This is a genomic window from Bacillus cereus group sp. Bc010, assembly GCF_027716745.1.
Classification (GTDB): Bacteria; Bacillota; Bacilli; order Bacillales; family Bacillaceae_G; genus Bacillus_A; species Bacillus_A pacificus.
In genome coordinates this window covers 24,137-49,509 of record NZ_JAQFUY010000019.1, presented here as the reverse complement: position 1 = coordinate 49,509, position 25,373 = coordinate 24,137, and the positions used below count along the sequence as shown (strand labels likewise).

Sequence of the window (25,373 nt, the reverse complement as noted above, 5' to 3'; positions counted from 1 at the left end):
AGTCAGAAACAGGGCAACCATTATTCGAAAAGGAGCGGATCAATATGATGAACAAGATGAAAACGAACAATCTTTTACATACAATGGGCATGGTATTTTCCGCTCTTATCGATGCAAAAGCTGTTGCTTCTACATTAAACAAGTAAGGAGAATACATGATGAACAACATCACATTTAACAAGTTAGATTTTTTAGGATTAGCTAGCGGCTCGATTCTTCTTACTACTTTGATTTACGCTGCTACGCTTGTATAACTTTGTGTCCCCTTTCCCCTTTATATAGAAGAAGACGACCGTCTATGCCCGGTCGTCTTTTCTTACTTTTGATTTGATTGCAAAGCTTCCTTTAGCTCCTCAAACCTCTCATTTAATTGATCTGTCATCATTTTCATAGCTGTTTTTCGATCTATTTGTTCTTCAGCATCAATTTGAATTGGGTCTCCAAAAATTAATTGTGCTCTTTTTCCTTTTATTAATTCTTTTACACTTGATGGACCAATATAAGCTGCCGGTATTAATGGAACGTTAGAACGCATCGCAATTGTCACAGCACCAGCTTTTAACGAAACGTCTTCTGTCGATCTCGTTCCACTCGGGAAAATCCCTACCACTTTTCCTTCTTTTAATAAGCGTGATGGAATTTTAAGTGTACTCGGTCCTGGATTTGCACGATCTACAGGGAATGCATTTACATTTTTAAAGAACCAATTTTTGAATTTCCCTTCAAATAATTCTTTTTTGGCCATGTAATGAATCTCTGTTGGGTACATCCCTGTAGCTAACATTAATACATCCATAAAACTTGTATGTGTACACGCAACAACATACGGGCCACCTTCTGGTAGCTTTTCTCTTCCTTGCACTTCTACTTTCCCAGCTGTTTTAAATATATATTTCAACAAAAATGTAATTGGTTTATACATTTGTTTCGTTCCTTTCTGAACATCCGAAGTATAATCATTTCCTTACCATAATTATAACACTAAGTTTTAGGAGTTGGTAATAATTTTAAGGTTTAAATATTAAATTTCAATTCTTACAAAAGTGTAATTATCTTGTAAGCTAATTCGATAGTTACTCTCCACCATTTTTCATACAATTAAATCAGAAAGAAACAACAACCATTCGAAAAGGAGCGGATCAATATGATAAACAAAATGAAAACGAACAATCTTTTACATACAATGGGCATGGTATTTTCCGCTCTTATCGATGCAAAAGCTGTTGCTTCTACATTAAACAAGTAAGGAGAATACATGATGAACAACATCACATTTAACAAGTTAGATTTTTTAGGATTAGCTAGCGGCTCGATTCTTCTTACTACTTTGATTTACGCTGCTACGCTTGTATAACTTTGTGTCCCCTTTCCCCTTTATATAGAAGAAGACGACCGTCTATGCCCGGTCGTCTTTTTAAATGTTTTTTTCTTTTAACTCTTTTAAAAGCTGTATCATTTCAGCTTGTTGTTTTATCTTCTTACGACCATTTCGATTAATTGCTGCAAGCTCACAAGCAACTCCAACGGCGAAGAAAAACAATAAACTTTCTAACATATGAAATCCTCCAATTGCCTATTAAACAGCTTGACGTAATTGCTCTTCTTGTAACATCTTCTTATTTATATTTTCTTCTTTTCTCTGACAAACATTATTGCGAATAAGCGCTGCAATAACAAATAAAGTCCCTACAATATCAAACATCGTGATTTGATATCCTTGCATCATCATAATAACTAAAGTCGTAATAGGTACAAAGTTAATAAATAAAATACCATTAATAGATGATAAAATTTTCACACCGTAATTCCAAGCGAGTAGTGCTACAATTCCTGGTAATGTCATCATAAACAATAAATCATATTTCACAACAGAAATCGTTCCCATACTCGGAACTGAAACATATCCAAGCGACGTAATAAGTACCGTTATAATTCCTGTAACGGTCGTACCGAATACACACGTCAACGTAGAATAACGTAATGTTGACCAATCGCTACACGTTTGACCACCCATCGTATAAATAACCCAGCCCACAACTCCAACAAATATACATGCTAGCGAAAACATGTTATCTTTCAACGTTAAAAAGAAACTCATATCACCTTTTGTAATAACAAATACAGCTCCTATAAAAGCGATAATCATGCTCGTTATCATATACTTTTTCGGTTTTACACGCTTATATCCCCATAGAATACAAATAGAAATCATCGGCATAAGTGCTTCCATAATGGAGGCTACCATGACGCCTGATTTCCCCATTAACATTTGACCTAAAAATATAAGTACATTATATACAGTAAACGCCATCGTTCCGAAAAAGACGAGCAGCTTTCCTCTTCCTTCTAAACGAAATGCCTGTTTCCCTTCTTTCATTAACAACAATACAATCAGCATTATCGCCACCGCTCCATAGCGAATAAGAGAAAAATAAAACGGATCTATGTATTCTAACGCATGATCAGCAACTGGAAACATTGCTCCCCATGACATACTTGCAATTAAACACGTAAAAGCGCCTATTATCATTTGACCTTTTCTCACCACAATCCCCCGCTTCTTTCTATTTGCACAAAGAGAATTGTAAAAGAAAAAATATATCACGTAAAATGATTCAAAATGATGTTAACTATCATTTATAATGATAGTTAACATCAAGGAGGACAGTATCATGGAATTAAGAGACTTGCAAATCTTCCAGAGCGTTGCCGACCAAGGTAGTGTAAGTAGCGCAGCAAAGGAATTAAATTACGTACAATCAAATGTAACTGCACGTATTAAACAATTAGAAAACGAGCTGAAAACACCGCTCTTCTATCGTCATAAACGAGGTATGACTTTAACAGCTGAAGGAAGAAAAATGCTCGTTTATGTTAACAAAATTTTGCAAGATGTTGATGAGCTAAAACAAGTATTTTTAGATAGCGAGACACCCTCTGGCATATTAAAAATCGGTACAGTCGAAACAGTAAGTACATTACCTACCATTTTATCTTCTTACTATAAAAGCTATCCGAACGTCGATTTGTCATTACAAGCAGGTTTAACAGAAGAATTAATTAGAGAAGTACTCGATCATCAATTAGATGGCGCTTTTATATCAGGACCAATAAAACACCCACTTATTGAACAATACGATGTTAGTACAGAAAAATTAATGCTTGTAACACAAAATAAAGCTTTTCATATAGAAGAATTTACAACAACGCCTCTACTCGTTTTTAACCAAGGTTGTGGATACCGTTCCAAACTAGAACGATGGCTGAAAGACGAAGGTTTGCTTCCAAAAAGAATTATGGAATTTAATATATTAGAGACAATATTAAACAGTGTTGCACTCGGCCTTGGAATTACACTCGTACCACAGTCTGCTGTCCACCATCTTTCTAAAGCAGGGAAAGTACATTGTCATGCAATCCCTGAAAAATATGGTAGTATTTCAACGGTTTTCATACGCCGCAAGGATAGCTATATGACGAATTCAATGCGTAGCTTTTTAAAAACAATTGAAGAGCACCACCACATTAATATGCTTTAAAAGACATTCTTACACGAATGTCTTTTTTTCTTACAAAAGTGTAAGTCTTCCGTAAGCTAATTCGATAGTTGCAGGCGATCATATTTCCTATAATTAAGACATAAAGCAGGGCAACAACCATTCGAAAAGGAGCGGATACGCATGATGGACAAAATGAAATCAAACAAATTTTTAAATACAATGGGCATGGTGCTATCCGCACTTGTCGATGCAAAAGCCGTTGCAACTACATTAAACAAATAAGGAGAGATTATAATGAACAACATTACTTTCAACAAATCAGACTTTTTCGGACTTGCAAGTGGAGCGACTCTTCTTACAGCTTTCATTTACTCACTTGCTCAAAGTCTTGTTTAACACTTTGTTTCCCCAAACCCCTTTATATAGAGAAAAAGCTGCTCGTCTTATAGACAAGCAGCTTTTTAGTTTGTCCCGCTTTAATGGGCAGTAAGACCCCCACCTCAAAATGCAGCGAAAGCAAAGAAGTTAGGTGGGGGTCGGGCTGCCCATTAAAGTCCGATTGGTTCAACTAATAATCAGTGGGGGATGAAGCCCCCCACTGATTAAAGTTTCACTTTATTTCATATATAATTTGACCTGTTTTCGTCATATCATATCCGCCAATCGCCTTTAATTCATTATGAAATTCTTCCGATTGCAGAATGTCTTTCACAACTTCGATCAGCTCTTCATTTTCTTTATTCTTCAAAATCACTAAATCATACTGTTCTTTCATGATTGGAATAAAGTCTACATTTACAATTTGCGAAAACTTTTCTGACCCTACTCCGACGTCAGCTTTTCCATTCGCCACTTGCGTGGCAACACCAAGATGGTTCGATTCTTCCCACTCATATCCACTAATACGTTCTTTATTTAACTTTTGAATGCGCAATTGTTCATCGACTAACACCCTAATACCAGAACCTTTTTCTCGATTTACAAATCGTATAGATGATTGAGATAAATCAGCCCATGTTTTTATATTTTTTGGATTTCCCTTTTGCACATAAAACCCAACGTTCCTTACTAATAAATTAATCATCGTACATGGTTGTCCTACTAAAATACGTTTTACGTAAGGAACATTATATGTACCCGTTTCGCCATCAAACAAATGCAAGCTAACGATACTTCCTTCTCCTTGATACATTTTTACTAGACTCGTTAAACTACCTTGATATGCCCTTAATATATTTGAACTTGGCAGGCGATTTTCTATACGTTTTGCCAACATGTCTAACGTTAGTTCTTGTCCGCTAATAATACATGTATTCGAGATACTATTACTGTCATTCTTTACAGGAGTAACTTGTACGTTACCTGTTTTCATTTGCTTAATATATTGTTCTAAATCTGCTGAATCAATGCGCATCTGTCTACCAATTCTATAAGAAGGCAGTTCTCCTTTTTTAATTAGATCGTATACAGTTAATTTTGATACTTTTAATCGCTTCGCTACTTCTTCCGTTGTGTAGGAATGATGATCCATAGACGATTCCTCACTTTCTTCCTTCATTGTAACAAAGAAAAGAATATTTCTCCTATATTTTAAGAGCAACCACATCTTTCAAATTATATTCAGTTATAACTAGTTATATTTAGTTATAATTAGTTATAATTAAATATGTCAAAACGAAAGGGGATTTTCTTATGAACAAGTTTACATTACGATCCATAGGGGCGCTTATATTTTCTTTTCTTCTTATATTTAGCGTTGCATGTACAAACGGAGATAAGAAAGAGAAATCAACCGCTAAAGAAGAAAAAACAGTTGAACTTACTATATCCGCAGCTGCAAGCTTACAAGATGCATTAAAAGAAATTGAAACAAAATATAAAGAAAAAGAACCTAATATTAAACTTTCTTTTAATTTCGGTGCTTCTGGTGCACTTCAACAACAAATCGAACAGGGCGCACCCGCTGATTTATTCTTCTCAGCAGCAGAAGATAAATTCCAAACTCTTGTTAAAAAAGGATTCATTAATGAAAAGGAAGGGAAAAATCTTCTTGGAAATGAACTAGTTCTAGTCATCCCTAAAGATAGTTCTCTTACAAAATTTCAAGATTTAAAAGATGAGAAAATCAAAAAAATTGCACTTGGTACACCTGAATCTGTACCTGCTGGCAAATATGCAAAAGCTTCTCTAACACACGAAAACCTTTGGAATGATGTTCAAAATAAAGTCGTATTTACAAAAGATGTTCGCCAAGTGTTAACATATGTAGAAACAGGGAATGTCGATGCTGGTATTGTATACAAAACAGATGCTCTTATTTCAGACAAAGTGAAGATTGGTGAGACAGCAGCTGCTACTTCTCATGAGCCAATTCACTATCCTTTAGGTGTTATAAAAGAATCTAAGCATAAGAAAGAGGCGACTTCATTTTATGAGTATTTGCAGTCAAAAGATGCACAATCTATCTTTAAGAAATATGGATTTACCGTCCTATCATAATTGCCATGAGCTTTGATACTATTTTATCACCAATCTTTCTATCTTTACGAGTAGCCGCATGTGCCACCATTATCGTTACCATTTTAGGAACGATAATCGGAAGAGCGCTAGCACGTTCCTCATGGAGATATAAAGTAATACTAGAAACGATTTTCTTATTACCAATGGTACTTCCGCCAACTGTAATCGGCTTTTTTCTCATTATTATTTTTGGAAATAACAGTCCCATTGGAATGTGGATAGAATCAATATTTCAGCAATCTATTATGTTCACATCTACTGCTGCAATCATTGCTTCTACAGTTGTTGCTTTTCCGCTTATGTATCAATCAGCAAAAACAGGATTTTCTATCGCGAATGTACAAATTGAAGAAAGTGCTCGTGACCTTGGTGCAAGTGAATATCAAGTTTTTCTACACGTCACACTTCCGCTTGCATTTCCTGCTTTACTAAGCGGAATGATTTTGAGCTTCGTTCGTGCGCTTGGTGAGTTTGGTGCTACACTCATGTTTGCCGGAAATATTCCTGGTAAAACACAGACTATCCCAACTGCAATTTACATGGCGATTGATGCAAGTAATATGCAACTCGCCTGGACACTTGTCGTTATCACTATTAGTATGTCCCTCCTATTTTTGCTATGTATTCAGCTTATTAATAAAAGAATTACTAACTCTTAAGGCAGCTCTTTTTGAAGCTGCTTTTTTATTTCTTAGGAAATAAAAATATACCATCGGGAAATAACTGAATTTTAACTTTTATTTAAATATACATTCTATTTGAATTTACTTTCTAAAATAGGCAATTTCCTGTTATTATATGGAGGTGTTTGAAAAAATGAAGAAATGAAAACGCATTTATATCGTGAATTCTTCATCCTGTTTTAGCGATCGGTAATCTTCTACTCTAGTAGTGGGGCATTACCGATCGTTAGAACGATATGTAATTATATTGGTATAGCAAAACGAAGGGAGTCTTGTAATGGACATTTTATTAGCGCTTCTTCCTGCAATTGCATGGGGAAACATCTTATTAGTAAGCGTAAAAATGGGCGGTGGTGCATATAGCCAAACGGTAGGTATGACAATCGGTGCTCTATTCTTCGCAACAATTATGTATGTATTTACTCAACCAGCTTTAACAATGACAATCTTGATTGTTGGTTTTATTTCAGGTTTATTCTGGGCTTTAGGACAAGTAAACCAATTAAAAACAGTTGAAAAACTAGGTGTTTCAACTACTGTAACGATTTCTACTGGTATGCAACTTGTTGCAACTTCTATCTTTGGGGTTATCGCTTTCCGCGAGTGGACTACTACTACAACGATCATTCTGGGAACGATTGCAATCCTATTAATCGTAGTTGGTGTTGTATTCACATCATTAGATGATAAAGAAAATGCTCAGCCACCAGGACAATTGAAAAAAGGACTTCTTACTTTAATTGTTTCTACTTTTGGCTATCTTGTATATGTAATTATTATTCGTTGGTATAACATCGATGGTTGGTCTGCTATTTTACCACAAGCAGTTGGTATGTTTGTTGGTGCAGTTGTACTGACATCTAAACATAAACCATTTAACAAATATGCAATCCGTAATGCTTTATCTGGTTTACTATGGGGAACTGGAAACTTATTCTTACTTCTTTCACTACCACGTGTCGGAGTAGCAACAAGCTTCCCATTATCTCAAACTGGAATCGTTATCTCAACATTCGGTGCGATTGTCTTCTTAGGTGAAAAGAAAACAAAACGTCAATTGATCTTTATTGCACTAGGTAGTGTTTTAATTATCGGTGGCGCTGTATTGTTAGGTATGACAAAAGCATAAACTTATATTCTATTAATAAACCCCTGAAGCGTATGTGCTTCAGGGGTTTTTCTCTTTCAATTACTTTCTAAATATAATTATTGACATGCCCTTGTCTTTTATAGTTGCTCTTCCACTCTAGTAAACCAGCTACACATATAAAGAGATTAATAACAGCTAATATTAGCATAACGTATAACCCAGCGGAAATATAAATTGAAATACTAACTACATTATATAAAATCCATAAATGCCAGTTTTCTAAGATTTTTCGACTTAGCATAAATTGAGCTACTAAGCCTAATACAGCATTTAAAGCATCTAAATATGGACTTGTTGATTCTAAGTAATGGACTTGATAATACCCCCAACCAATCCATGCAGCTAAAATAAAGACTATATAGAAAATCCAACCTTTCAAATCTAAACGAACTGTTGCTTTTACCTCTTCCTCCCCACTACGTGCAATCCAATAATACCAACCATATACATTAAAGATAAATTGAAAGGCTGCCAATACTGCCATTGCATATAAACCTTGTGTAATGAAAATATATATAAATACCGCAACCGTAATCATGCCAAACAAAAAATTAGATACCTTTTCCCTCGCTAATAACCAAACATTAATAATCCCCATAACCGATGCAAAAATTTCAATATAACTCGATTGAATATAAAATCCAACCAATACGCAAATAATACTAGAAACGACTAAAAAAAGCGGACTTCTAATCATAACCATCTCTCCCCAGATGTGTAATAAATTCCCTATCACCAGTATAAGGAATCACTCTCCCTTTCACCATTAATTTCCTACTTTTCATTATCTATTCCATCTACAATAAGCCTTTTCTTTTTACAAAATTCTCTTAAAAATGGTATCGTTTTTTATAACATATCTCCACTAGAAAGGAATAGAGGATATGCTAACTAAACATCGAATTCTATTCATTGGTGCTGGTCGTATGGCAGAAGCTATATTTTCCGGATTACTGAAAACAAGCAAAGAATACATCGAAGAAATTATCGTTTCTAACCGAAGCAACGTAGAAAAGCTAGAACAATTACAAACGCGATATAATGTGTCTACTACAACAGATTGGAAGCAGCATGTTACATCTGTTGATACGATTGTTTTAGCAATGCCGCCTTCTGCACATGAAGGTTTATTAGCGGAATTATCTCCGTTACTATCGAGTCAACTTGTCGTAACGGTAGCTGCTGGCATTGGCCCATCTTATTTAGAAGAAAGACTTCCCGAGGGAACACCTGTTGCTTGGATTATGCCAAATACAGCTGCTGAAATCGGAAAGTCTATCTCCTTATATACAATGGGACAATCGGTAACCGAGATACATCAGGAAACCTTGCAACTGCTTTTAAGAGGTATTGGTACTTCGCAACTTTGCACTGAGGAAGAAGTTCATCAGCTTACTGCAGTTACGGGAAGTGCACCGGCCTTCCTTTATTACTTTGCTGAAAGCTTAATTGAAGCAACAAAAAGTTATGGAGTTGATGAAGCGACTGCCAAACACCTTGTCATTCAAATGATTTCTGGCTCTGCCTCTATGCTCGAACAAACGCAAGATCCAGCTAACCTCCGCGAACAAGTAACAACACCAGGTGGTTCCACAGCTGAAGGTCTCAAAGCTTTATATGAATATAATTTTTCAGGGGCAATTCAAAAAGCAGTAGAAGCAACAAACAAAAAAGCTAGGGGGAAATAATATGAGTTTAACAAGTTTAAAAGACTATACAACATTACATAACGGTGTAAAAATGCCTTGGTTCGGCTTAGGTGTTTTTAAAGTAGAAGATGGTTCAGAAGTAATTGAGTCTGTGAAAGCAGCAATTAAAAATGGCTACCGCAGTATAGATACTGCAGCAATTTATCAAAATGAAGAAGGCGTTGGCCAAGCAATTCGTGAATCAGGTGTTTCACGTGAAGAATTATTTATTACATCAAAAGTATGGAATAGCGATCAAGGATATGAAACAACACTTCAAGCATTTGAAACTACATTAGAAAAATTAGGACTAGAGTATTTAGATTTATATTTAGTACATTGGCCTGTAAAAGGGAAATATACTGAATCATGGAAAGCGTTAGAAAAACTTTATAAAGACGGCCGTGTTCGTGCAATTGGCGTGAGTAATTTCCATATTCACCACTTACAAGACGTATTTGAAATTGCTGAAATTAAGCCAATGGTCAATCAAGTGGAATACCACCCACGTCTAGCACAAGAAGAGTTACACGCTTTCTGTAAAGAACATAATATCCAGCTTGAAGCTTGGTCACCATTAATGCAAGGACAACTATTAGATAATCCAACGTTGCAAGAAATTGCGACAAAATATAATAAATCAACTGCGCAAATTATTTTACGCTGGGATCTACAAAACGAAGTTGTAACAATCCCTAAATCTATTAAAGAACATCGCATTATTGAAAATGCAAACATCTTCGACTTTGAATTAAGTGCTGATGATATGAAAGCAATTCAAGCTTTAAATGAAGACCGTCGCGTTGGTCCAGATCCAGATAACTTTAACTTCTAGTAGAAAAGCCACTGCCATATGCAGTGGTTTTTTGTTAAAGAAAACTGAAAATTTAAACTATATTTCATTCAGTTGACACTTCATCATCCAAGGTGTAAGATTTTGAATTATCAAAGAAACACAAAAATTAATAAAGTTTATTCGTTTACTCATTGTATCAAGAGAGGTGGAGGGACTGGCCCTTTGAAACCTCGGCAGCAGGTTCATTTTTTGAATACTGTGCCACTTCCTGCAAGCTTTATAGCTTGAAAGATAGAATGAGGGACTTCGTTTATATACGGGTGCATAACTTGTACGTAAAAATCCCTCTTTCTCAATATGAAAAGAGGGATTTTTTATTTTTCATTTCCCTCATCATCATCCAAACTTAATTATTTAGGAGGAAAATCAAATGAAAAAAAAGTTTGTACCCGGTATTGCGTCAGTTGTAGGAGTAAGTATTTTATTAACTGGTTGCGGTAGTTATAAAAACGAAGCAAGCGGAGCAAATGCAAAAGACGAGGCACCTAGTAAACAGGTTTTAAACTTCTCTTCACCTACTGAAATACGAACAATGGATACAGCTCGTGCTACAGATACTGATTCTGGTCAAGTAATGAGAAACGTATTTGAAGGTTTGTATAACCTTGGTGAAGGTAATAAACCTGTCCCTGGTGTTGCAAAATCTCATGAAGTAAGTGGCGATAAAACGAAATACACATTCCACCTGCGAGATTCAAAATGGTCAAACGGCACTCCTGTTACAGCGAAAGATTTTGTCTTCGCTTGGCAAAGAGCTGTCGATCCAGCAACAGCCTCTGAATATGCATTTCTATTCTTTGATATTAAAAATGCAACAAAAATTAACAACAAAGAACTTCCAGCCGACCAACTTGGTGTAAAAGCAGTTGATGACCATACGTTTGAGGTAGAATTAGAACGCCCTGTTCCATATTTTATTAGCTTAACAGCGTTCCCAACATTTCTACCAATTAACGAGGAATTCTTTAAAAAACAAGGTGATAAGTACGCTTTAGAAGACAATACAATCTTGTACAACGGCGCTTTTACACTAAGCGATTGGAAGCATGAACAAAGCTTTAAATTCAAGAAAAACCCTACCTATTGGGATAAAGATACTGTCAAACTAGAGGAAATCAATTTTAACGTCGTAAAAGAAAAATCAACAGAAGTAAACCTATTCGAATCAAAACAATTAGACCGTATAAAATTAACATCCGACTTCGTTGATAAATATAAAAAAGATGCGAACTTTAAAGAACGCCCGAACGTAGGCGTACAATTTTTACGTATGAACCAACAAAACAAAGTACTACAAAACGTGTCTGCACGCCAAGCAATCGATCAAACAATTGATCGAAAATCCTTTGTAAATACGTTATTAAATGATGGCTCTACACCAACCTTTGGTCTCGTTCCAAAAAACTTTGCAAAAGGGCCTGATGGAAAAGACTTCCGTACTTTAAACGGAGATTTAACCAAAGTTGATACAAAATCTGCACAAGAGTTATGGAAAAAGGCGAAACAAGAGCTTGGTTCTGAAAAAATAACATTAGAATTATTAACAAGTGATGCTGACCTTGATAAGAAAACTGGTGAGTTCTTAAAAGGACAACTAGAAAAGAATTTAGATGGATTAACAGTAAATGTGAAACCACAACCACGTAAACAACAAGTTTCACTTTTATTAAAAGGTGACTATGAAATTGGTATTGACGGCTGGAGCCCTGACTTTGCTGATCCAATTACATTCCTTGAATTGTTTACAACGAATAACCCTTACAACTTGGATCATTACTCTAATAAGGAGTTCGATGAAACAATTGAAAAAGTGAAAACGACTTTAGCTGGTGATGAAAAAGCTCGCTGGGAAGCATTACTAGCATCTGAGAAAATATTATTTAAAGACTCAGTTATCGCTCCCCTTTACCAAAAAGGCGAATCTTATTTAGAACGTTCTTATGTGAAAGGAATTGTGCAAGTAGACTTTGCAGGCCAATTAAACTTCAAATGGGCACAAATTGAAAAATAAAAGGCAAGCTGAATTGAAGTTTTTCTATCTACAACAATTATTTTATTGAAAAAATGTATTAAAAGCGGATTCTCAATAAGAGAAAATCCGCTTTTTTAATATATTATTTTAAAAAATTAATACTCCACTTTTTATTATTGACATATAGTTCTTCTCAGTGTTAATATTCTAAATAATCAAAGAAACGAAATATTTCACCATCAAAATATAACGTCTCCTATGTTGAAACATATAACGATACATTATATTTCAACATGTATATACATATAGAACACCTGATTACCTACATATACATATTTATAATAGGTTTTCTCTTCTTCTATAAATACACTTCAAGACATGGACATTATGACGTTACGAACAACACATTTAGGGAGGAACGAACAATGAAGAAAAAAGTTGTACCTGTTGTTGCATCTGTTTTAGGGGCAAGTCTATTACTAACTGCTTGCGGGGGAAATAAAGATCATGCAAGCTGAGCGAAAGCAAAAGATAAAGCACCTGATAAGCAGGCAATTAACTTATCATTCGCTTCAGAAATTCCAACAATGGATGTTGCAAAAGCAACGGATGGGGAATCCATGAGCGTAATGCGAAATGTTTTTGAAGGTTTATACGCAATGGGAGAAGATAATAAACCAATTCCTGGTGTTGCTGAGTCGGTTGACGTTAGTCCCGATAAAACAAAATATACATTCCATCTGCGTGATTCAAAATGGTCAAACGGTACTCCTGTTACAGCAAAGGACTTCGTCTTCGCTTGGCAACGTGCCGTAAACCCTGACACAGCAGCTGAATATGCATTCTTATTCTTCGATATACAGAATGCGAAACAAATAAACCAAAAACAATTACCAGTTGATCAATTAGGTATTAAAGCTGTTGATGACAAAACGTTAGAAGTACAACTAGACCGTCCTGTTCCTTACTTCTTAAGCTTAACGACATTCTCAACATTCTTACCAATTAATGAAGAGTACTTAAAGTCTCAAGGCGATAAATACGGTTTAGAAACAAATCATTTAATTTACAACGGTGCTTTCACATTAGATAACTAGAAACACGAACAAGGCTTCCAATTGAAGAAAAACCCTAACTATTGGGATGCTAAAACGGTAAAATTAGAAGAAATCAACTTCAATATCGTTAAAGATAAGTCTACAGAAGTGAACTTATATGATTCAGGACAAATTGATCGCGTTGCTTTAACTGCGGAGTTTGTTGATAAATATAAGGGCGATCCAAACTTCAAAGAACGTGCTGAAGTTGGCATTCAATTTTTACGACTCAATCAAAAAAATGAAACATTAAAAAATCAACACGCACGCCTTGCTATTAACGGCGCAATGAATAAAAAAGCATACGTAGAAACAATTTTAAATAACGGCGCTGTTCCAGCTGAAGGAATGATTCCTGCGAAATTTGCAAAAAGCCCTGAAGGCAACGACTTCCGTAAAGAAAACGGAAATCTAGTGAAAGATGATGTGAAAACAGCGAAAGAAAACTGGAAAAAAGCGAAGCAAGAACTTGGTACTGACAAAGTAACAATTGAACTCTTAACAAGTGATAACGCTTTAGCTAAAAAGACTGGTGAATATTTAAAAGGTGAACTAGAAAAGAACTTAGATGGATTAACAGTGAATTTAAAACCACAACCACGTAAACAACAGTTAAAACTACTATTAAGTGGTGACTATGAAATCGGTATTGATGGCTGGGGCCCTGACTTCGCTGACCCAATTACATTCTTAGATTTATTTACAACAGATAGTGCGTATAACTTCGATAAATACTCTAACAAAGAGTACGATGAGCTCATTCATAAAGTAAAAACAGATTTAGCTGGTGATGAAAAAGCTCGCTGGGAAGCAATGAAGCAAGCTGAAAAAATTCTATTACAAGACGGTGCTGTCGCTCCTTTATACCAACAAGGTCGTTCTTACTTACAACGCGGATTTATTAAAGGACTTGTAAAAACTGACTTCGGTGGTGAGTTTAACTACAAGTGGACAGAAGTTACAAAATAATGAGTGCTAATAAAAAGGTATCCAATTGAGGATACCTTTTTATTTTATGCTTCTTTAACTACAGAGCTTTTCCCCTTTACCATTCCTTTTATAGCTAAAGTCATCACTGCTACTGATTGTGTAACCAATACAATAACTAATAATGAAATAATATTTCTCTCTAAACTAACTCCTCCAAATATTATTGTATAATAGCCATTCGCTGCATATGTTGCGGGAAATAGTTCACCGATTGTTTGATATGTTTTAGAAAGCATCTCATGTGGGACAATTACACCGGAACTTACAAGTTGTAACGATAGTGAGATAATATTAAAAATCATACCTGCGTTTCCAAACACAGTTAGAAACATTTGTGTTAATGAAAGAAATGCGAAGAAGACTATTGCTTGAAACACCCATATACTCCCTACTGTTTCGTGCATCTCAATTTGGAAGCCTTTCATCAAACCAATTGTAATACATGCAAGTAAAATCGATGCTGTACCGTTTATAATTTGTCTTGATAAGAAATTACTCCAACCGCCCTTTACTTCTTTTGCAACTTTTGATAGTTCCATACTCATTATCATTGCTCCTACAAATGAAGCTAATACGATCATTAGCGGTACCATATTCACTGAAAATCCTTTTGCATCATTTACTTTATGAACTGTAAAACCAATTGAATCTTCCGTTAACCCTTTTATCACTTCTACATTCTCATGTCCTACAGCTTGTAGCTTTCCGACAATCGCTTGTTTCTTATAACTTGCTACCTCTTTATTTACATTATCTCGAATTTGTTTTGCAGCTCCTTCCATCATTTGCTTTGCCATCATGGCATTCGCTTGATTAATGTGGAAGTTTAAATTTGATTTTCCTGTTTCATTTATATCTTTTGAAAAAGAAGCAGGAATTTCAATAATCATATCGTACACATGGTCATTCATTTCTTTGTTTGCTTTTTCTACAGACCGTTCTGCTTTCACTTGAAATGGTAAATTTCTCTGTAAGCCTTCTGCTATTTTATTACCTATATTGACATCTTCATTCACAATAGCGATACGCATTTGATCTGCTCTTTCATTCACTCCATCATATGCTGTTAACCACACGCAAAAGAAAATAAGTTGGAACGATAGCGCTACTACCATTCCTACATACGTACCTGGTCTTTTTAAAAACTGTTTTAATGTATCCATCTTCCCACTCTCCTTTTAGCAAGCAAGTACATACTTGCATTTTATTTTAAATAAATACTAGGGTCTTAATGCCCTAGCATATAAAACAATATTATTTTCAATAAATTTCTCATCATCAACTTCTGTCAGGCGATCAGCAAAACGTAATTTAGATAAGAAATATCCAAAATTGATCCAGATAAAGTTCATTACTTGCGCTTCAATATTCGTATCAATAATGTTTCCTTTTTCCTGCATTTTTGCAAAATAGATACTTAATTCTTCTTTTAGTCCTTGTGGTATTTTAGCAATTTCCCCGTCTAATTCAGGAAATTCTCCAGCCTCACGTATACCGATAGCAATAATATCTTTTACCCCATCTAAAAAATTATGATAATGCCTTGCTAAGTTTTTTAAATCTGTTTCTAATTCCCATACAATCTCTGTTTGCAAAAATTTTTTTAAATGCGGTACATATGAAAATTCAGCAACCGCTGCTTCAATAACACCCTTCTTACTTTTAAAATTGCGAAATATCGTTACTTCATTAACACCAGCACGCATTGCAATTTCTTTCGTTGTCGCTGCTTTATATCCTTTTTCTTTCACTAATTCAATCGCTGCTTGAATAATTTTTTCTGCCGTCTTTGAGCGCGCCATAAAATCCTCTCTTCCTCATGCAAGTGATCACTTACATTTAGATTATATAACTTTTCAAATAATTGTCAACAATCCTCTTTTCCTTCTTTTTGCATTGAAACATTCTTTTAAAAGCTCTCGTAAATGCCTCTTGTGAGGAAAAAACATATTGCATTGCAATATCAATAACTGCTCTTTCAGTCGATACTAAAGCTTGTGCAGCATGAGTTAATCTTCTCTTTCGAATGTAATCCGTTACACTCATACCAATATAACTTTGAAAAATACGATGAAAATGGTACATCGACACCGCACTGTAAGATGCTACTCTTTCTGTTGTAAGCTCCTCATGCAAGTGATTTTCTATATATTCAATTGATTTTTTTATTATCTCTTTATATTCTTCATGCATTTTAGTCCCTCCCTCACAACTTCAATTTACCATATACATACAAATCTTTTTTGATTTAAATTGCGGATTAGCCCTTGCAACTACAGAATAATAATTTATTTTCAACACATACATAATTACATGATTTTGGGAAAAACTTGTATAGAACGAATTTACATAAGGAGGAATTTATAATGAGAACTCTACTATCAGTTTTATTAGCTCTTATGCTAGTACCTGCATTAACAGGATGTAAAGCTCCTGCAAAAGAAGACACAACTTCTAATAAAAAGACAACTGAAGAAGCAAAAAACGAGGCTCCTGCAGATTTAAAACTAAACTTCAATGAATTCGATTTAAAAGCAGACTACCAAGATACAAAGAAAGACTACGAAGCAGACTATAAAAATGTAGCAGCTGATAAGAAAATGGAAGCAAAAATTGAAGATCATAAAGCAGATGTAAAATTAACAGGAGACGAGGCTATCACAAAATTAAGCCCACTTCTACAAGAATTAAAATTTGATAAAGATACTGCTGACCAAGAAGTAATCGATCAAGTAGTGAACGTGTTCAAACTTGATAAAGACTATCAAAAATTTGATTTAGAAGTTGTCTTCTCTGATGGAACGAAAAAAGAATATAAAAGAGAAATAAAATAAAGAAGTAGGCGGTTGCCTACTTCTTTATTTTTGCATATCTTAAATCTGGTTTAGATCCAACATAATATTGAAGTCCAGATACCGTTTGTTTTTGTAAATAGGAATCCGATGGGAATATAATTGGAATTAATGGTGAATCTGTAAACATAATATCTTCCGCTTTATGCAATAAGTCAAAACGCTTATCTTCATTTTGTTCAACTTCTGCTTCCTTCACTAAAGCATCAAATTCTTTATTATGCCATTTTGCATAATTGTTTGGACCATCACCTGCATATAAATCTAATTTAGTAATTGGGTCTAATAGAGAGCCGCCCCATCCCATATAAGCTAATTGGAAATCACTTTGCTTATATGTGTCGATGTAACTCTTCCACTCTTTATTTTCTAATTTAATATCTACGCCAAGATTTTTCTTAAACATTTCTTGCATTGCTTCTGCTACTTTTTTATGTTGTGTATCTGTAGTAAATTTTAATGTTACTTCAGGTAATGTAGACCAGCCTTGTTCTTTCATGCCTTCTTCTAATAATTTTTTCGCTTCTGCTGGATCAAATTTAACGTAACCACCTTTTTCTTTACGGAAATCACGCCCACTTTGTGTTTTTGCTCCTTCTGGAACGAATGCATTTGCTTCTTGTGCATTGTTTTTATACAGTTTTTCAACAATAAACTTACGATCAACTGCTAATGAGAATGCTTTACGTACTTTCGCATTTGTGAACGGCTCTTTTTCTACATTAAACGAATAAATATAAGATGAAAATCCTGCAACACGCTTGTATTCTTTATTTCCTTTTTCTTTCTCAATCATCTCTTGTGGTAAACCACTTAGTAAATCTAATTCTTTTGATTTGTATAATTGGTACGCTGTTTTAGAATCTGGAATAATACGAAACTCAATTTCTTTTAATGCTACCTTTTTATCATAGTATTCTTTATTTTTTTGTACTGTAATAGCCTGATTGTGCTTCCATTCTTTTAATGTGAATGGTCCGTTCGTAATTAACTCTTTTGGATCTGTTTTTAATTTATTATTATCATCAATTGATTTTTTAGATAATGGAATGAATAATGAGCTTGCCAATTTTTGTTTAATAGAAGACACTGGGTGCTCAAGTGTTACCTTTAATGTTTGAGGATCAATGACTTGAATGCCAACTTGTCCTTCTTCACCTTTTCCAGTATTGTATGCTTCTGCCCCTTTAATAAAATACATTTCTGTTGCATTCATAGAACCCGTTTTCGGATTTAATAATCGCTTCCATGCAAATTCAAAATCATTTGCTGTAATAGGAGAACCATCTGACCATTTAATATCTTTCTTTAAATGAATTGTATACTCAGTTCCATCAGCATTTACTTCTTCTTTCTCTGCTAATTCATTTTGATATTTCCCATCACTATCTTGCGTATATAAGCTTGAGAATAAATGTCCAATTACATAACCTGAAGTACTATCTGTCGCAATAGCGGAATCAAGTGTATATGGATCGCTACCAATATTCGTTACTAATCGATCTCCTTCCCCCTTACCAGCACTCGCCTTTTGCGTCTCTTTCTTACCGCAAGCGACAGAAGTAATTGCTAAAACAGTCATAATGACAAACAGTAAAAACTTCTTCATCCTACATTCTCCTTTAACCTGAAATTTTTGGTGTTGATGCTAATAATGTTTTTGTATAAGAATGTTGTGGATTACGGAATACTTCATCCGTATTTCCAAATTCAACAAGTTCTCCTTTATATAGGACAGCCACTTTTTCACATAAATAGTGAACCATCGGTAAATCGTGCGCGATAAATAAATATGTATAGCCTTGTTCTTTTTGAATCTTTTGCAGTAAATGTACAATTTGAATTTGCAATGAAACATCTAATGCTGAAATTGGTTCATCAAGAATCAATACTTCTGGCTCACACAATAACGCTCTTGCAATAGCGATACGTTGGCGTTGTCCTCCGCTAAATTCATGCGGATAGCGATCAATATATCGTCTATCTAACCCAACACGCTCTAGCGCATCACCTGCCACTTTATCTTTCAATCCTTTATCACCTAAACCAAATGAAATATAGCCTTCCGTTACGCTATCGCGTACTTTCCAGCGCGGATTTAATGCTGCTGTGGAATCTTGAAAAATAAACTGTACTTTCTGTAAGAAATCACGTTTATGAGCTGCCTTCAGTTTGTGAACGACTTGACCGTTATAATCAATTTCACCAGACGTTGGGCTCTCGATCCCAGCTATGAGCTTTCCAAGTGTTGTTTTTCCTGAACCACTTTCGCCAATAATGCCAAGCGTTGTTCCTTTCGGGATAGAAAGTGATATATCTTTTAACGCTGCGATTTCTTTATTTTTACTTCCATATGTTTTCGTTACTTGCTTTACAGTAATTAAATCTGTCGTCATGAGGCATTCACCTTCTCTTTTGATTTCGCCTTATTATGCTCCAGAACATGTTGCCAGCAATGTGAACTATGCTCCTTGGAATATGTTGTTCTCTCTGGGAAACGATGAATACATTCTTTTATCGCTACTGGACAACGATTGACAAAAGGACAACCAAAGCTATTTAACGTCTCAATAGAAGGTGTCGTCCCTTCTATTGCACGTAATACTTTTTCAGAATCATCCATATTCGGAATTGCTTGTAATAAGCTTTTCGTGTATGGATGTTTAGGGGAACCTATCACTTCCTCTATCGTTCCTTTTTCAACAACACGTCCTCCATACATCACAACTACTCGATCCGCTACTTCACGTACAAGTGCTAAATCATGCGTAATTAGTAAAATACTCGTATTTTGCTTTTCCTTTCTTTCCTTTAATAACTCCATAATTTGCTTTTGAATTGTTACATCTAATGCTGTCGTAGGTTCATCCGCAATAACGAGTTTTGGGTGGCAGACAAATGCGATTGCTAAACAAATACGTTGCCTCATGCCTCCGCTTAATTGATGTGGGTACTGTTCAAAGCGTTTCTCTGCTTCATGTATCCCTAAATCATTTAATAAGTTAATCGCAATTTCTTTTGCTTCTTTTTTCGATTTCTTTTCGTGTTGCAAAATCACCTCTGTAATTTGTCTTCCCACCTTCATCGTCGGATTTAAAGAGGACAGAGGGTCTTGGAAAATAAACGAAATATCTTTTCCACGAATTTGATTCCATTCTGATTCTTGTAGATTCGTTAATTCCTCTGATTCAAAAGATATATTTCCATCATCAATATGAATTGATTCTTGATTTAAGCCAATAATGGATTGTGCTGTAACACTTTTCCCTGAACCACTTTCTCCTACAAGTGCAACGATTTCACCTTCGCTAATAGAAAAGGAAACATGCTTCACAATTGCTTGTTTACTATTCTCTTTTTCAACGGCTAACGTTACGTTTTCTAAAGATAAGAGCTGTCCCATGTTTTTTCTCCTTTCGATTCTGTTTTACGATTTTTGGATCAATTGCATCTTGTAAGCCATCACCAATTGCATTAAACGCGAACATAATGAGCGCAATCATGATTGCTGGGAAGAATAGCTGCCACCATTCTCCACTCAATAATGTCCCAAGTGCATCATTCGTCATCGTCCCCCAGCTTGCTGCTGGTGATTGCACTCCTAGTCCGATAAAGCTTAAAAATGATTCTGAGAAAATAGCTGCTGGAATTGTAAATGATAAATTTACGATAATAATGCCTGTTAAGTTCGGAATTAAATGCCCGTATATAATTTTCATATGTGATGTACCTAATCGCTCCGCTGCAATAACAAACTCTCTTTGTTTTAAAGATAAGACTTGCGCCCTAACGAGACGTGCCATACCAATCCATCCTGTTAATGCAAGGGCGATGATAATGGTAAAAAGACCTGGTTTCATAACAATTAATAGTAAAATAACAATTAATAAATATGGGATACCGTATAACACTTCGATTCCTCGTATAATCCACTCATCAATTAATGTCCCAAGGCGATTGCGCCCTCTCACATATCCACTAAATCCTCCAATTAGCACACCAAGTCCTATATCAAGAGCAGCTGCCACTAATCCAACTGTTAATGAAATTTTTCCACCAGCCCAAGTACGTGCCCATATGTCTCTTCCTAAATCATCAGTTCCGAACCAATGCTCGCTACTAGGAGGTAAATTCGTTGCTTCTTTCACTTGTTCACTCGCAGTAAATGACGTTAAACTTTCGCCAATTAATGAGAAAATAATAATGAGTAATAACGTCACTGTTCCTAAAACTGCGATTGGATTCGATATAAACTTACGAAACACTTCTTTCTTTCGGCTAATCTTTTGCTGATCTTTATTTATTGTTAATTCTTTTTTCTCTTCATTTGTTAATAACTGGTCATTAATTTCATAAGCCCCCATTTAAACATCTCCCTCCTTACGTAATAGAACGAATACGTGGATCAACAATACGATGAATAATATCTGTAATAAAAATACATACAATTAAAAGTGCACTATAAAAAATGGTTGTTCCCATAATCACTGGATAATCTCGATTAAAAATACTATCTACAAAATATTTTCCGAGACCAGGAATTGAAAAAATCTTTTCGATAACGAAAGTACCTGTTAAAAGTCCCGCCATTAATGGTCCAACAAATGTAAGTACTGGAACAATCGCATTTCGAAGAGCATGTCTTATAATAATCTTCTTAATCGGTATACCTTTCGCTCTCGCTAACTTAATATAATCACTCTGCAGTACTTCGATCATATTAGAGCGAACAAATCTTGTAATCACTGCGATTGGTCCTAACGCTAATGCAAAGGATGGCAATACCGTATGTTCAAATGTACCCCAAGAAGCTACTGGTAAGAGCTCGAATTGAATAGCGAATACTTGTATAAATAGTGGTGCTAAAATAAAACTCGGAATAGAAATACCGAGGATGGCAAGTAAACTTACACCGTAATCAATTACCTTCCCATGATAGAGAGCAGCGAATGTACCTGCAGCAATTCCGACTAGCAATGAAATAATAAGTGCTTGTAAACCAATAATTGCTGATGGACCAAAACCAGTTGTTATAATTTCTGATACACCTTGTCCGGTTGATTGAACAGATTCACCAAAATCAAAATGAACTACGCCGTCTAAATAAGCAACATATTGATTCCATAACGGTTCATCAAGGTGATACTTCGCTCTCATGTTTTGGATCACTTCTTCAGGAAAGATTTTTGCATCTGATGAAAATGGATCCCCCGGAATAATATGCATAATTAGAAATGTCACCGTCGTAATAACCCATAGCGTGAACACCATAACTGATAATTTTTTAATTACATACACTCCAATAACCCCCTAAACACATATATTTACTTAGTTTTATGAACGTACTTTTTCCAGTACTCCCTTTTCTCTTTTTAAAATACAAAAAGCCTTGATCTTAAAAAATAAGATCAAGGCTTAATAAACAAAGGCCCATCACTTATCTTTCAAGACTTGCTTGCTGGAATTAGCACGGTGTTCCTATTACAGAACCCGCTGCTGAGGTGTCATAGGGCCAGTCCCTCTACCTCTCTGGATAAGTAAATTGCTATATTATTATTTGGTTCAAATTGTATATTTCGAATTATAATTCTGAAAAAACGAAAAGTCAATCAAATTGGATATATTTAGAAAAATCAGTTTTTAATACTTTCATTTATCTATGTCGTATTTCGCTTATAATAAAAAAAGATATGAAAGGAGTTATAAGATGGACCCCTTACTTCTAGCAACTATAGGATTACCATTAACAATCGTTATACTTGTTATCATTGGATTTTATAAACTTTTCATTAAAAAGAAAAGCATTACCTCTTTTTACACCCCCTTTGATAATATTACCGGGCAAACTATTTCCGAATTTCACGAAGAACAGAAGGTATTAGTATCCGAGGATGAAGATGGCGATGGTAGGAGGAAAAAATAACCTTGCACAGGCAAGGTTATTTTTTCGTTTCTGCTTGAAAACGTTTATAGTATGTCGATGCTGTTGCAAAGTTAATTTCTATATCACGAATCAGCGATGAATCTTCTTCTTTCGCTAACTTCTGTAATTTTTTCATCGCTTGTTCCGATTCATTCAAGAAACCAACATATACTTCATGTTCTTGCTCTTTCGACTTTGGAACACGAATTTCTTTACGTATATGATCAATATCTTCTAACATGCTCGTCGTTACCTCTTGCACATCTTCTTTATATGCAGCATTCGTTATTTCCTTACCGCCCTTTTCTTTTGCTACTTCAAATAACTGTAGTGCTTTATTAATCTCTTTATTTATTTTTATATCGTATTTTTCATGTACTGCAAGGTATTCTTTTATCTCTTCTGTTTGTTCGGTAGATTGCTCTACCTTTTCTTTCGGTTCTTTCGTATCTTTATTTCCATTACATCCTGCTAGAAGGATCATACTTCCCATTACAGCAATACCCAAAACCTTCTTCATCTCTTCTTCTCCTTTTATCTACAGCTACTACTCATTATAGTTTCTTTTATCTCCACTTGTTATTATACCGAGAACATCCTACTTTTTACACTTAAGAAGATACCTTAATATACATGCCTACATTTTTGTCACAGTATCGTCACTTTATGCAAATAACTTTTGCATCACCTTACAAAGCTGTCTTAGTTACTTCAAAGAAATGAAAAAAGAACTGATTCAAAAATTATTTGAATCAGTTCTTTTTTATAAGTTAAGCCTCTAAATTTTGTCTTTGTTGCAGTTCAAACTGCTTCTCACTTCTTCTGGCCATAAACAAATAACATAACACAGCACCAACTTCACAAAGAGCTATTACAACACCCATCGGTAATGCGGTGTTACTTCCCCCAATACCTACTAACGGTGCAACAAGTGCTCCTGAAATGAACTGTAATAAGCCTAATAAAGCTGATGCTGTTCCTGCAGCTTGTTTCTGATTTCTCATCGCTAACGAGAACCCAGTTGTTGAGACAACCCCAACACTTGATACGACAAGAAATAACGAGCATAAAACGCCAATTAACCCTATTCCTAGTAAGATTGTCAGTAGTAAAGATAAACCACCAACAGCTGCAATAATGATACCAGAGACAAATAGTGTCTTCTCATTCACTTTCCCCGCTAAACGACCTGTTACCTGACTAGCAATAATAATACCAATACCATTGATTGCAAAGAATAAACTAAATTGCTGTGGTGATGCTCCGTATATGTTCTGCAACACAAATGGTGAGCCCGAAATGTATGCAAACATTGCCGCTGTTACTAATCCTTGTGACAATGCATATCCCATAAACAAACGATCCTTTAATAGTTTTCCGTACGTCGCTAACGTCCCTGACAAACCACCTGTTTCTCTTTCTTCAGGAGGTAATGTTTCACGCAATACGAAAGTAGCTGATATTAACATGAATACACTTATTGCTCCAAGAACGATGAAAACACCGCGCCACGTTGTAAATTGTAATAATTGTCCCCCAATAATCGGTGCCAAAATAGGCGCTGCTCCGTTTACTAACATAAGTAGTGAGAAGAACTTCGTCATTTCAGAACCTGAATACATGTCACGTACCATTGCACGTGATATAACAATCCCGGCTGATCCCGAAGCTCCTTGTAGGAAGCGTAATAACACTAACGTCCAAATAGATGGCGCAACAGCACAAAGTAAAGAAGAAGCAACATAAATAATGAGAGCAATAATAAGAGGTTTGCGTCTTCCGTAAATATCACTAATTGAGCCAACAAATAATTGTCCTACTGAAAGCCCAAGCAAACAAGCTGTTAATGTAAGTTGGGCTAGTGATGCACCTGTTTGCAAGTCATCCGTTAATTTCGGTAACGAAGGCAAATACATATCAATAGATAATGGCCCAATCGCCGTAAGTGTTCCTAATACAAGAATCATCCATAACCTGTTCATCTTTACAGGCTTATATATTTCCTGATTAACTTCATTCACTTTTTTCATTCACCCTTTCCTATACATACTAAATTGTAACAATTATAGTTACAACATAAACATACGTCAAGTATAGCGCATTTTCCTGTTTAATTTTGTAAAAAAAAGCGATAGAATTTCT

At 35.2% G+C, this 25,373-nt stretch carries 26 protein-coding genes, 2 pseudogenes and 2 riboswitches; of the genes and pseudogenes, 13 read left to right on the top strand and 15 right to left on the bottom strand.

What is annotated here, in order from left to right; all coding sequences use genetic code 11:
* Positions 1–158: 158 nt before the first annotated feature.
* Positions 159–254 carry a DUF3948 family protein gene (locus PDQ68_RS19240; RefSeq protein ID WP_001060004.1) on the top strand — a complete coding sequence of 32 codons (96 nt, stop codon included), beginning with the start codon at positions 159–161 and terminating at the stop codon, positions 252–254.
* A gap of 62 nt (positions 255–316) precedes the next feature.
* Here the strand turns inward: PDQ68_RS19240 and PDQ68_RS19235 are convergent, their stop codons facing one another.
* Positions 317–922 carry a lysophospholipid acyltransferase family protein gene (locus PDQ68_RS19235; protein ID WP_000277773.1) on the bottom strand — a complete coding sequence of 202 codons (606 nt, stop codon included), beginning with the start codon at positions 920–922 and terminating at the stop codon, positions 317–319.
* Between the two features lie 336 nt (positions 923–1,258).
* Here PDQ68_RS19235 and PDQ68_RS19230 point away from each other — a divergent pair, with 336 nt between their 5' ends.
* Positions 1,259–1,354: a DUF3948 family protein gene (locus PDQ68_RS19230; RefSeq protein WP_001060004.1), complete on the top strand. Its 96-nt coding sequence runs from the start codon at positions 1,259–1,261 to the stop codon at positions 1,352–1,354.
* A gap of 60 nt (positions 1,355–1,414) precedes the next feature.
* Here the strand turns inward: PDQ68_RS19230 and PDQ68_RS19225 are convergent, their stop codons facing one another.
* Both PDQ68_RS19225 and PDQ68_RS19220 read right to left on the bottom strand, forming a co-directional pair.
* Complete coding sequence (locus tag PDQ68_RS19225) at positions 1,415–1,555, bottom strand: YrzO family protein (RefSeq protein ID WP_000894067.1); 141 nt, start codon at positions 1,553–1,555, stop codon at positions 1,415–1,417.
* A gap of 21 nt (positions 1,556–1,576) precedes the next feature.
* Positions 1,577–2,545, bottom strand: coding sequence for a DMT family transporter (locus PDQ68_RS19220; RefSeq protein ID WP_061183221.1), 969 nt, complete (start codon positions 2,543–2,545; stop codon positions 1,577–1,579).
* Positions 2,546–2,672: 127 nt separating this feature from the next.
* On the opposite strand from PDQ68_RS19220, the gene PDQ68_RS19215 reads away from it, so the two are divergent.
* Complete coding sequence (locus PDQ68_RS19215; RefSeq protein ID WP_000423054.1) at positions 2,673–3,539, top strand: LysR family transcriptional regulator; 867 nt, start codon at positions 2,673–2,675, stop codon at positions 3,537–3,539.
* Between the two features lie 255 nt (positions 3,540–3,794).
* A complete protein-coding gene (locus PDQ68_RS19210; protein ID WP_001060012.1) occupies positions 3,795–3,896 on the top strand; it encodes a DUF3948 family protein in 102 nt (33 codons plus the stop codon).
* Between the two features lie 214 nt (positions 3,897–4,110).
* Here PDQ68_RS19210 and PDQ68_RS19205 read toward each other — a convergent pair whose 3' ends face one another.
* Positions 4,111–5,058 (bottom strand): helix-turn-helix transcriptional regulator, encoded by a 948-nt coding sequence (locus tag PDQ68_RS19205; RefSeq protein WP_016716277.1) that lies wholly within the window; start codon positions 5,056–5,058, stop codon positions 4,111–4,113.
* Positions 5,059–5,192: 134 nt separating this feature from the next.
* On the opposite strand from PDQ68_RS19205, the gene modA reads away from it, so the two are divergent.
* From modA to PDQ68_RS19190, 3 genes are all read left to right on the top strand, one after another.
* Positions 5,193–5,999 carry a molybdate ABC transporter substrate-binding protein gene (modA, locus tag PDQ68_RS19200; protein ID WP_016716276.1) on the top strand — a complete coding sequence of 269 codons (807 nt, stop codon included), beginning with the start codon at positions 5,193–5,195 and terminating at the stop codon, positions 5,997–5,999.
* A gap of 5 nt (positions 6,000–6,004) precedes the next feature.
* A complete protein-coding gene (gene modB, locus PDQ68_RS19195) occupies positions 6,005–6,679 on the top strand; it encodes a molybdate ABC transporter permease subunit (protein ID WP_016716275.1) in 675 nt (224 codons plus the stop codon).
* Between the two features lie 301 nt (positions 6,680–6,980).
* The gene (locus PDQ68_RS19190; RefSeq protein WP_000353544.1) at positions 6,981–7,832 is read left to right on the top strand and encodes a GRP family sugar transporter; all 852 of its coding nucleotides are present in this window, start codon (positions 6,981–6,983) and stop codon (positions 7,830–7,832) included.
* 67 nt (positions 7,833–7,899) lie between these two features.
* On the opposite strand, the gene pnuC is transcribed toward PDQ68_RS19190, so the two are convergent.
* The gene (gene pnuC / locus PDQ68_RS19185) at positions 7,900–8,550 is read right to left on the bottom strand and encodes a nicotinamide riboside transporter PnuC (protein ID WP_061183222.1); all 651 of its coding nucleotides are present in this window, start codon (positions 8,548–8,550) and stop codon (positions 7,900–7,902) included.
* A gap of 187 nt (positions 8,551–8,737) precedes the next feature.
* Here pnuC and proC point away from each other — a divergent pair, with 187 nt between their 5' ends.
* The 4 genes and pseudogenes from proC to PDQ68_RS19165 all read left to right on the top strand — a co-directional run bounded on the left by proC (position 8,738) and on the right by PDQ68_RS19165 (position 14,435).
* Positions 8,738–9,541, top strand: coding sequence for a pyrroline-5-carboxylate reductase (gene proC, locus PDQ68_RS19180; protein ID WP_061183224.1), 804 nt, complete (start codon positions 8,738–8,740; stop codon positions 9,539–9,541).
* 1 nt (position 9,542) lies between these two features.
* Positions 9,543–10,376, top strand: coding sequence for an aldo/keto reductase (locus tag PDQ68_RS19175; protein WP_000060176.1), 834 nt, complete (start codon positions 9,543–9,545; stop codon positions 10,374–10,376).
* A gap of 151 nt (positions 10,377–10,527) precedes the next feature.
* Positions 10,528–10,635, top strand: a riboswitch (SAM riboswitch).
* A 132-nt stretch (positions 10,636–10,767) separates the two neighbouring features.
* Positions 10,768–12,408, top strand: a complete 1,641-nt coding sequence (locus PDQ68_RS19170) for a peptide ABC transporter substrate-binding protein (RefSeq protein WP_016716272.1) — start codon at positions 10,768–10,770, stop codon at positions 12,406–12,408.
* 515 nt (positions 12,409–12,923) lie between these two features.
* A pseudogene (locus tag PDQ68_RS19165) lies at positions 12,924–14,435 on the top strand (peptide ABC transporter substrate-binding protein).
* 44 nt (positions 14,436–14,479) lie between these two features.
* Here PDQ68_RS19165 and PDQ68_RS19160 read toward each other — a convergent pair.
* The 3 genes and pseudogenes from PDQ68_RS19160 to PDQ68_RS19150 all read right to left on the bottom strand — a co-directional run.
* Positions 14,480–15,619, bottom strand: coding sequence for a YhgE/Pip domain-containing protein (locus PDQ68_RS19160; protein WP_061183027.1), 1,140 nt, complete (start codon positions 15,617–15,619; stop codon positions 14,480–14,482).
* Positions 15,620–15,676: 57 nt separating this feature from the next.
* Positions 15,677–16,258 carry a TetR/AcrR family transcriptional regulator gene (locus PDQ68_RS19155; protein WP_016716269.1) on the bottom strand — a complete coding sequence of 194 codons (582 nt, stop codon included), beginning with the start codon at positions 16,256–16,258 and terminating at the stop codon, positions 15,677–15,679.
* Positions 16,259–16,298: 40 nt separating this feature from the next.
* A pseudogene (locus tag PDQ68_RS19150) lies at positions 16,299–16,649 on the bottom strand (helix-turn-helix domain-containing protein); the annotation flags it as partial.
* Positions 16,650–16,822: 173 nt separating this feature from the next.
* Here PDQ68_RS19150 and PDQ68_RS19145 point away from each other — a divergent pair.
* The gene (locus PDQ68_RS19145; protein WP_001259643.1) at positions 16,823–17,290 is read left to right on the top strand and encodes a YusW family protein; all 468 of its coding nucleotides are present in this window, start codon (positions 16,823–16,825) and stop codon (positions 17,288–17,290) included.
* Between the two features lie 16 nt (positions 17,291–17,306).
* Here PDQ68_RS19145 and PDQ68_RS19140 read toward each other — a convergent pair whose 3' ends face one another.
* From PDQ68_RS19140 to PDQ68_RS19120, 5 genes are read right to left on the bottom strand one after another with little or no spacing between them, the layout of a single operon-like run.
* The gene (locus PDQ68_RS19140; RefSeq protein ID WP_061183026.1) at positions 17,307–18,917 is read right to left on the bottom strand and encodes a peptide ABC transporter substrate-binding protein; all 1,611 of its coding nucleotides are present in this window, start codon (positions 18,915–18,917) and stop codon (positions 17,307–17,309) included.
* Positions 18,918–18,930: 13 nt separating this feature from the next.
* Positions 18,931–19,704 carry an ABC transporter ATP-binding protein gene (locus tag PDQ68_RS19135; RefSeq protein WP_000205672.1) on the bottom strand — a complete coding sequence of 258 codons (774 nt, stop codon included), beginning with the start codon at positions 19,702–19,704 and terminating at the stop codon, positions 18,931–18,933.
* A complete protein-coding gene (locus PDQ68_RS19130; protein ID WP_061183025.1) occupies positions 19,701–20,711 on the bottom strand; it encodes an ABC transporter ATP-binding protein in 1,011 nt (336 codons plus the stop codon). The genes PDQ68_RS19135 and PDQ68_RS19130 overlap by 4 nt, the downstream gene beginning before the upstream one ends.
* The gene (locus PDQ68_RS19125) at positions 20,668–21,672 is read right to left on the bottom strand and encodes an ABC transporter permease (RefSeq protein WP_000501518.1); all 1,005 of its coding nucleotides are present in this window, start codon (positions 21,670–21,672) and stop codon (positions 20,668–20,670) included. Before PDQ68_RS19125 ends, PDQ68_RS19130 begins: the two co-directional genes overlap by 44 nt.
* A gap of 16 nt (positions 21,673–21,688) precedes the next feature.
* Positions 21,689–22,606: an ABC transporter permease gene (locus tag PDQ68_RS19120; RefSeq protein WP_000289310.1), complete on the bottom strand. Its 918-nt coding sequence runs from the start codon at positions 22,604–22,606 to the stop codon at positions 21,689–21,691.
* Positions 22,607–22,742: 136 nt separating this feature from the next.
* Positions 22,743–22,848: riboswitch (SAM riboswitch) on the bottom strand.
* Positions 22,849–23,015: 167 nt separating this feature from the next.
* Here PDQ68_RS19120 and PDQ68_RS19115 point away from each other — a divergent pair.
* A complete protein-coding gene (locus PDQ68_RS19115) occupies positions 23,016–23,231 on the top strand; it encodes a DUF3951 domain-containing protein (RefSeq protein WP_061183024.1) in 216 nt (71 codons plus the stop codon).
* A 16-nt stretch (positions 23,232–23,247) separates the two neighbouring features.
* Here the strand turns inward: PDQ68_RS19115 and PDQ68_RS19110 are convergent, their stop codons facing one another.
* Both PDQ68_RS19110 and PDQ68_RS19105 read right to left on the bottom strand, forming a co-directional pair.
* The gene (locus PDQ68_RS19110) at positions 23,248–23,751 is read right to left on the bottom strand and encodes a hypothetical protein (protein WP_061183023.1); all 504 of its coding nucleotides are present in this window, start codon (positions 23,749–23,751) and stop codon (positions 23,248–23,250) included.
* 250 nt (positions 23,752–24,001) lie between these two features.
* Positions 24,002–25,261, bottom strand: a complete 1,260-nt coding sequence (locus PDQ68_RS19105) for a multidrug effflux MFS transporter (protein WP_016716265.1) — start codon at positions 25,259–25,261, stop codon at positions 24,002–24,004.
* Positions 25,262–25,373 lie beyond the last annotated feature (112 nt).

Coding starts and splice junctions, on each gene's coding strand:
- PDQ68_RS19235 (WP_000277773.1), bottom strand. CDS start 922: ATGTATAAACCAATTACATTTTTGTTGAAATATATATTTAAAACAGCT.
- PDQ68_RS19230 (WP_001060004.1), top strand. CDS start 1,259: ATGAACAACATCACATTTAACAAGTTAGATTTTTTAGGATTAGCTAGC.
- PDQ68_RS19135 (WP_000205672.1), bottom strand. CDS start 19,704: ATGACGACAGATTTAATTACTGTAAAGCAAGTAACGAAAACATATGGA.
- PDQ68_RS19215 (WP_000423054.1), top strand. CDS start 2,673: ATGGAATTAAGAGACTTGCAAATCTTCCAGAGCGTTGCCGACCAAGGT.
- PDQ68_RS19175 (WP_000060176.1), top strand. CDS start 9,543: ATGAGTTTAACAAGTTTAAAAGACTATACAACATTACATAACGGTGTA.
- PDQ68_RS19170 (WP_016716272.1), top strand. CDS start 10,768: ATGAAAAAAAAGTTTGTACCCGGTATTGCGTCAGTTGTAGGAGTAAGT.
- modB (WP_016716275.1), top strand. CDS start 6,005: ATGAGCTTTGATACTATTTTATCACCAATCTTTCTATCTTTACGAGTA.
- PDQ68_RS19140 (WP_061183026.1), bottom strand. CDS start 18,917: ATGAAGAAGTTTTTACTGTTTGTCATTATGACTGTTTTAGCAATTACT.
- proC (WP_061183224.1), top strand. CDS start 8,738: ATGCTAACTAAACATCGAATTCTATTCATTGGTGCTGGTCGTATGGCA.
- PDQ68_RS19125 (WP_000501518.1), bottom strand. CDS start 21,672: ATGGGGGCTTATGAAATTAATGACCAGTTATTAACAAATGAAGAGAAA.
- PDQ68_RS19205 (WP_016716277.1), bottom strand. CDS start 5,058: ATGAAGGAAGAAAGTGAGGAATCGTCTATGGATCATCATTCCTACACA.
- PDQ68_RS19115 (WP_061183024.1), top strand. CDS start 23,016: ATGGACCCCTTACTTCTAGCAACTATAGGATTACCATTAACAATCGTT.
- PDQ68_RS19145 (WP_001259643.1), top strand. CDS start 16,823: ATGAGAACTCTACTATCAGTTTTATTAGCTCTTATGCTAGTACCTGCA.
- pnuC (WP_061183222.1), bottom strand. CDS start 8,550: ATGATTAGAAGTCCGCTTTTTTTAGTCGTTTCTAGTATTATTTGCGTA.
- modA (WP_016716276.1), top strand. CDS start 5,193: ATGAACAAGTTTACATTACGATCCATAGGGGCGCTTATATTTTCTTTT.
- PDQ68_RS19130 (WP_061183025.1), bottom strand. CDS start 20,711: ATGGGACAGCTCTTATCTTTAGAAAACGTAACGTTAGCCGTTGAAAAA.
- PDQ68_RS19155 (WP_016716269.1), bottom strand. CDS start 16,258: ATGGCGCGCTCAAAGACGGCAGAAAAAATTATTCAAGCAGCGATTGAA.
- PDQ68_RS19105 (WP_016716265.1), bottom strand. CDS start 25,261: ATGAAAAAAGTGAATGAAGTTAATCAGGAAATATATAAGCCTGTAAAG.
- PDQ68_RS19225 (WP_000894067.1), bottom strand. CDS start 1,555: ATGTTAGAAAGTTTATTGTTTTTCTTCGCCGTTGGAGTTGCTTGTGAG.
- PDQ68_RS19110 (WP_061183023.1), bottom strand. CDS start 23,751: ATGAAGAAGGTTTTGGGTATTGCTGTAATGGGAAGTATGATCCTTCTA.
- PDQ68_RS19240 (WP_001060004.1), top strand. CDS start 159: ATGAACAACATCACATTTAACAAGTTAGATTTTTTAGGATTAGCTAGC.
- PDQ68_RS19160 (WP_061183027.1), bottom strand. CDS start 15,619: ATGGATACATTAAAACAGTTTTTAAAAAGACCAGGTACGTATGTAGGA.
- PDQ68_RS19210 (WP_001060012.1), top strand. CDS start 3,795: ATGAACAACATTACTTTCAACAAATCAGACTTTTTCGGACTTGCAAGT.
- PDQ68_RS19190 (WP_000353544.1), top strand. CDS start 6,981: ATGGACATTTTATTAGCGCTTCTTCCTGCAATTGCATGGGGAAACATC.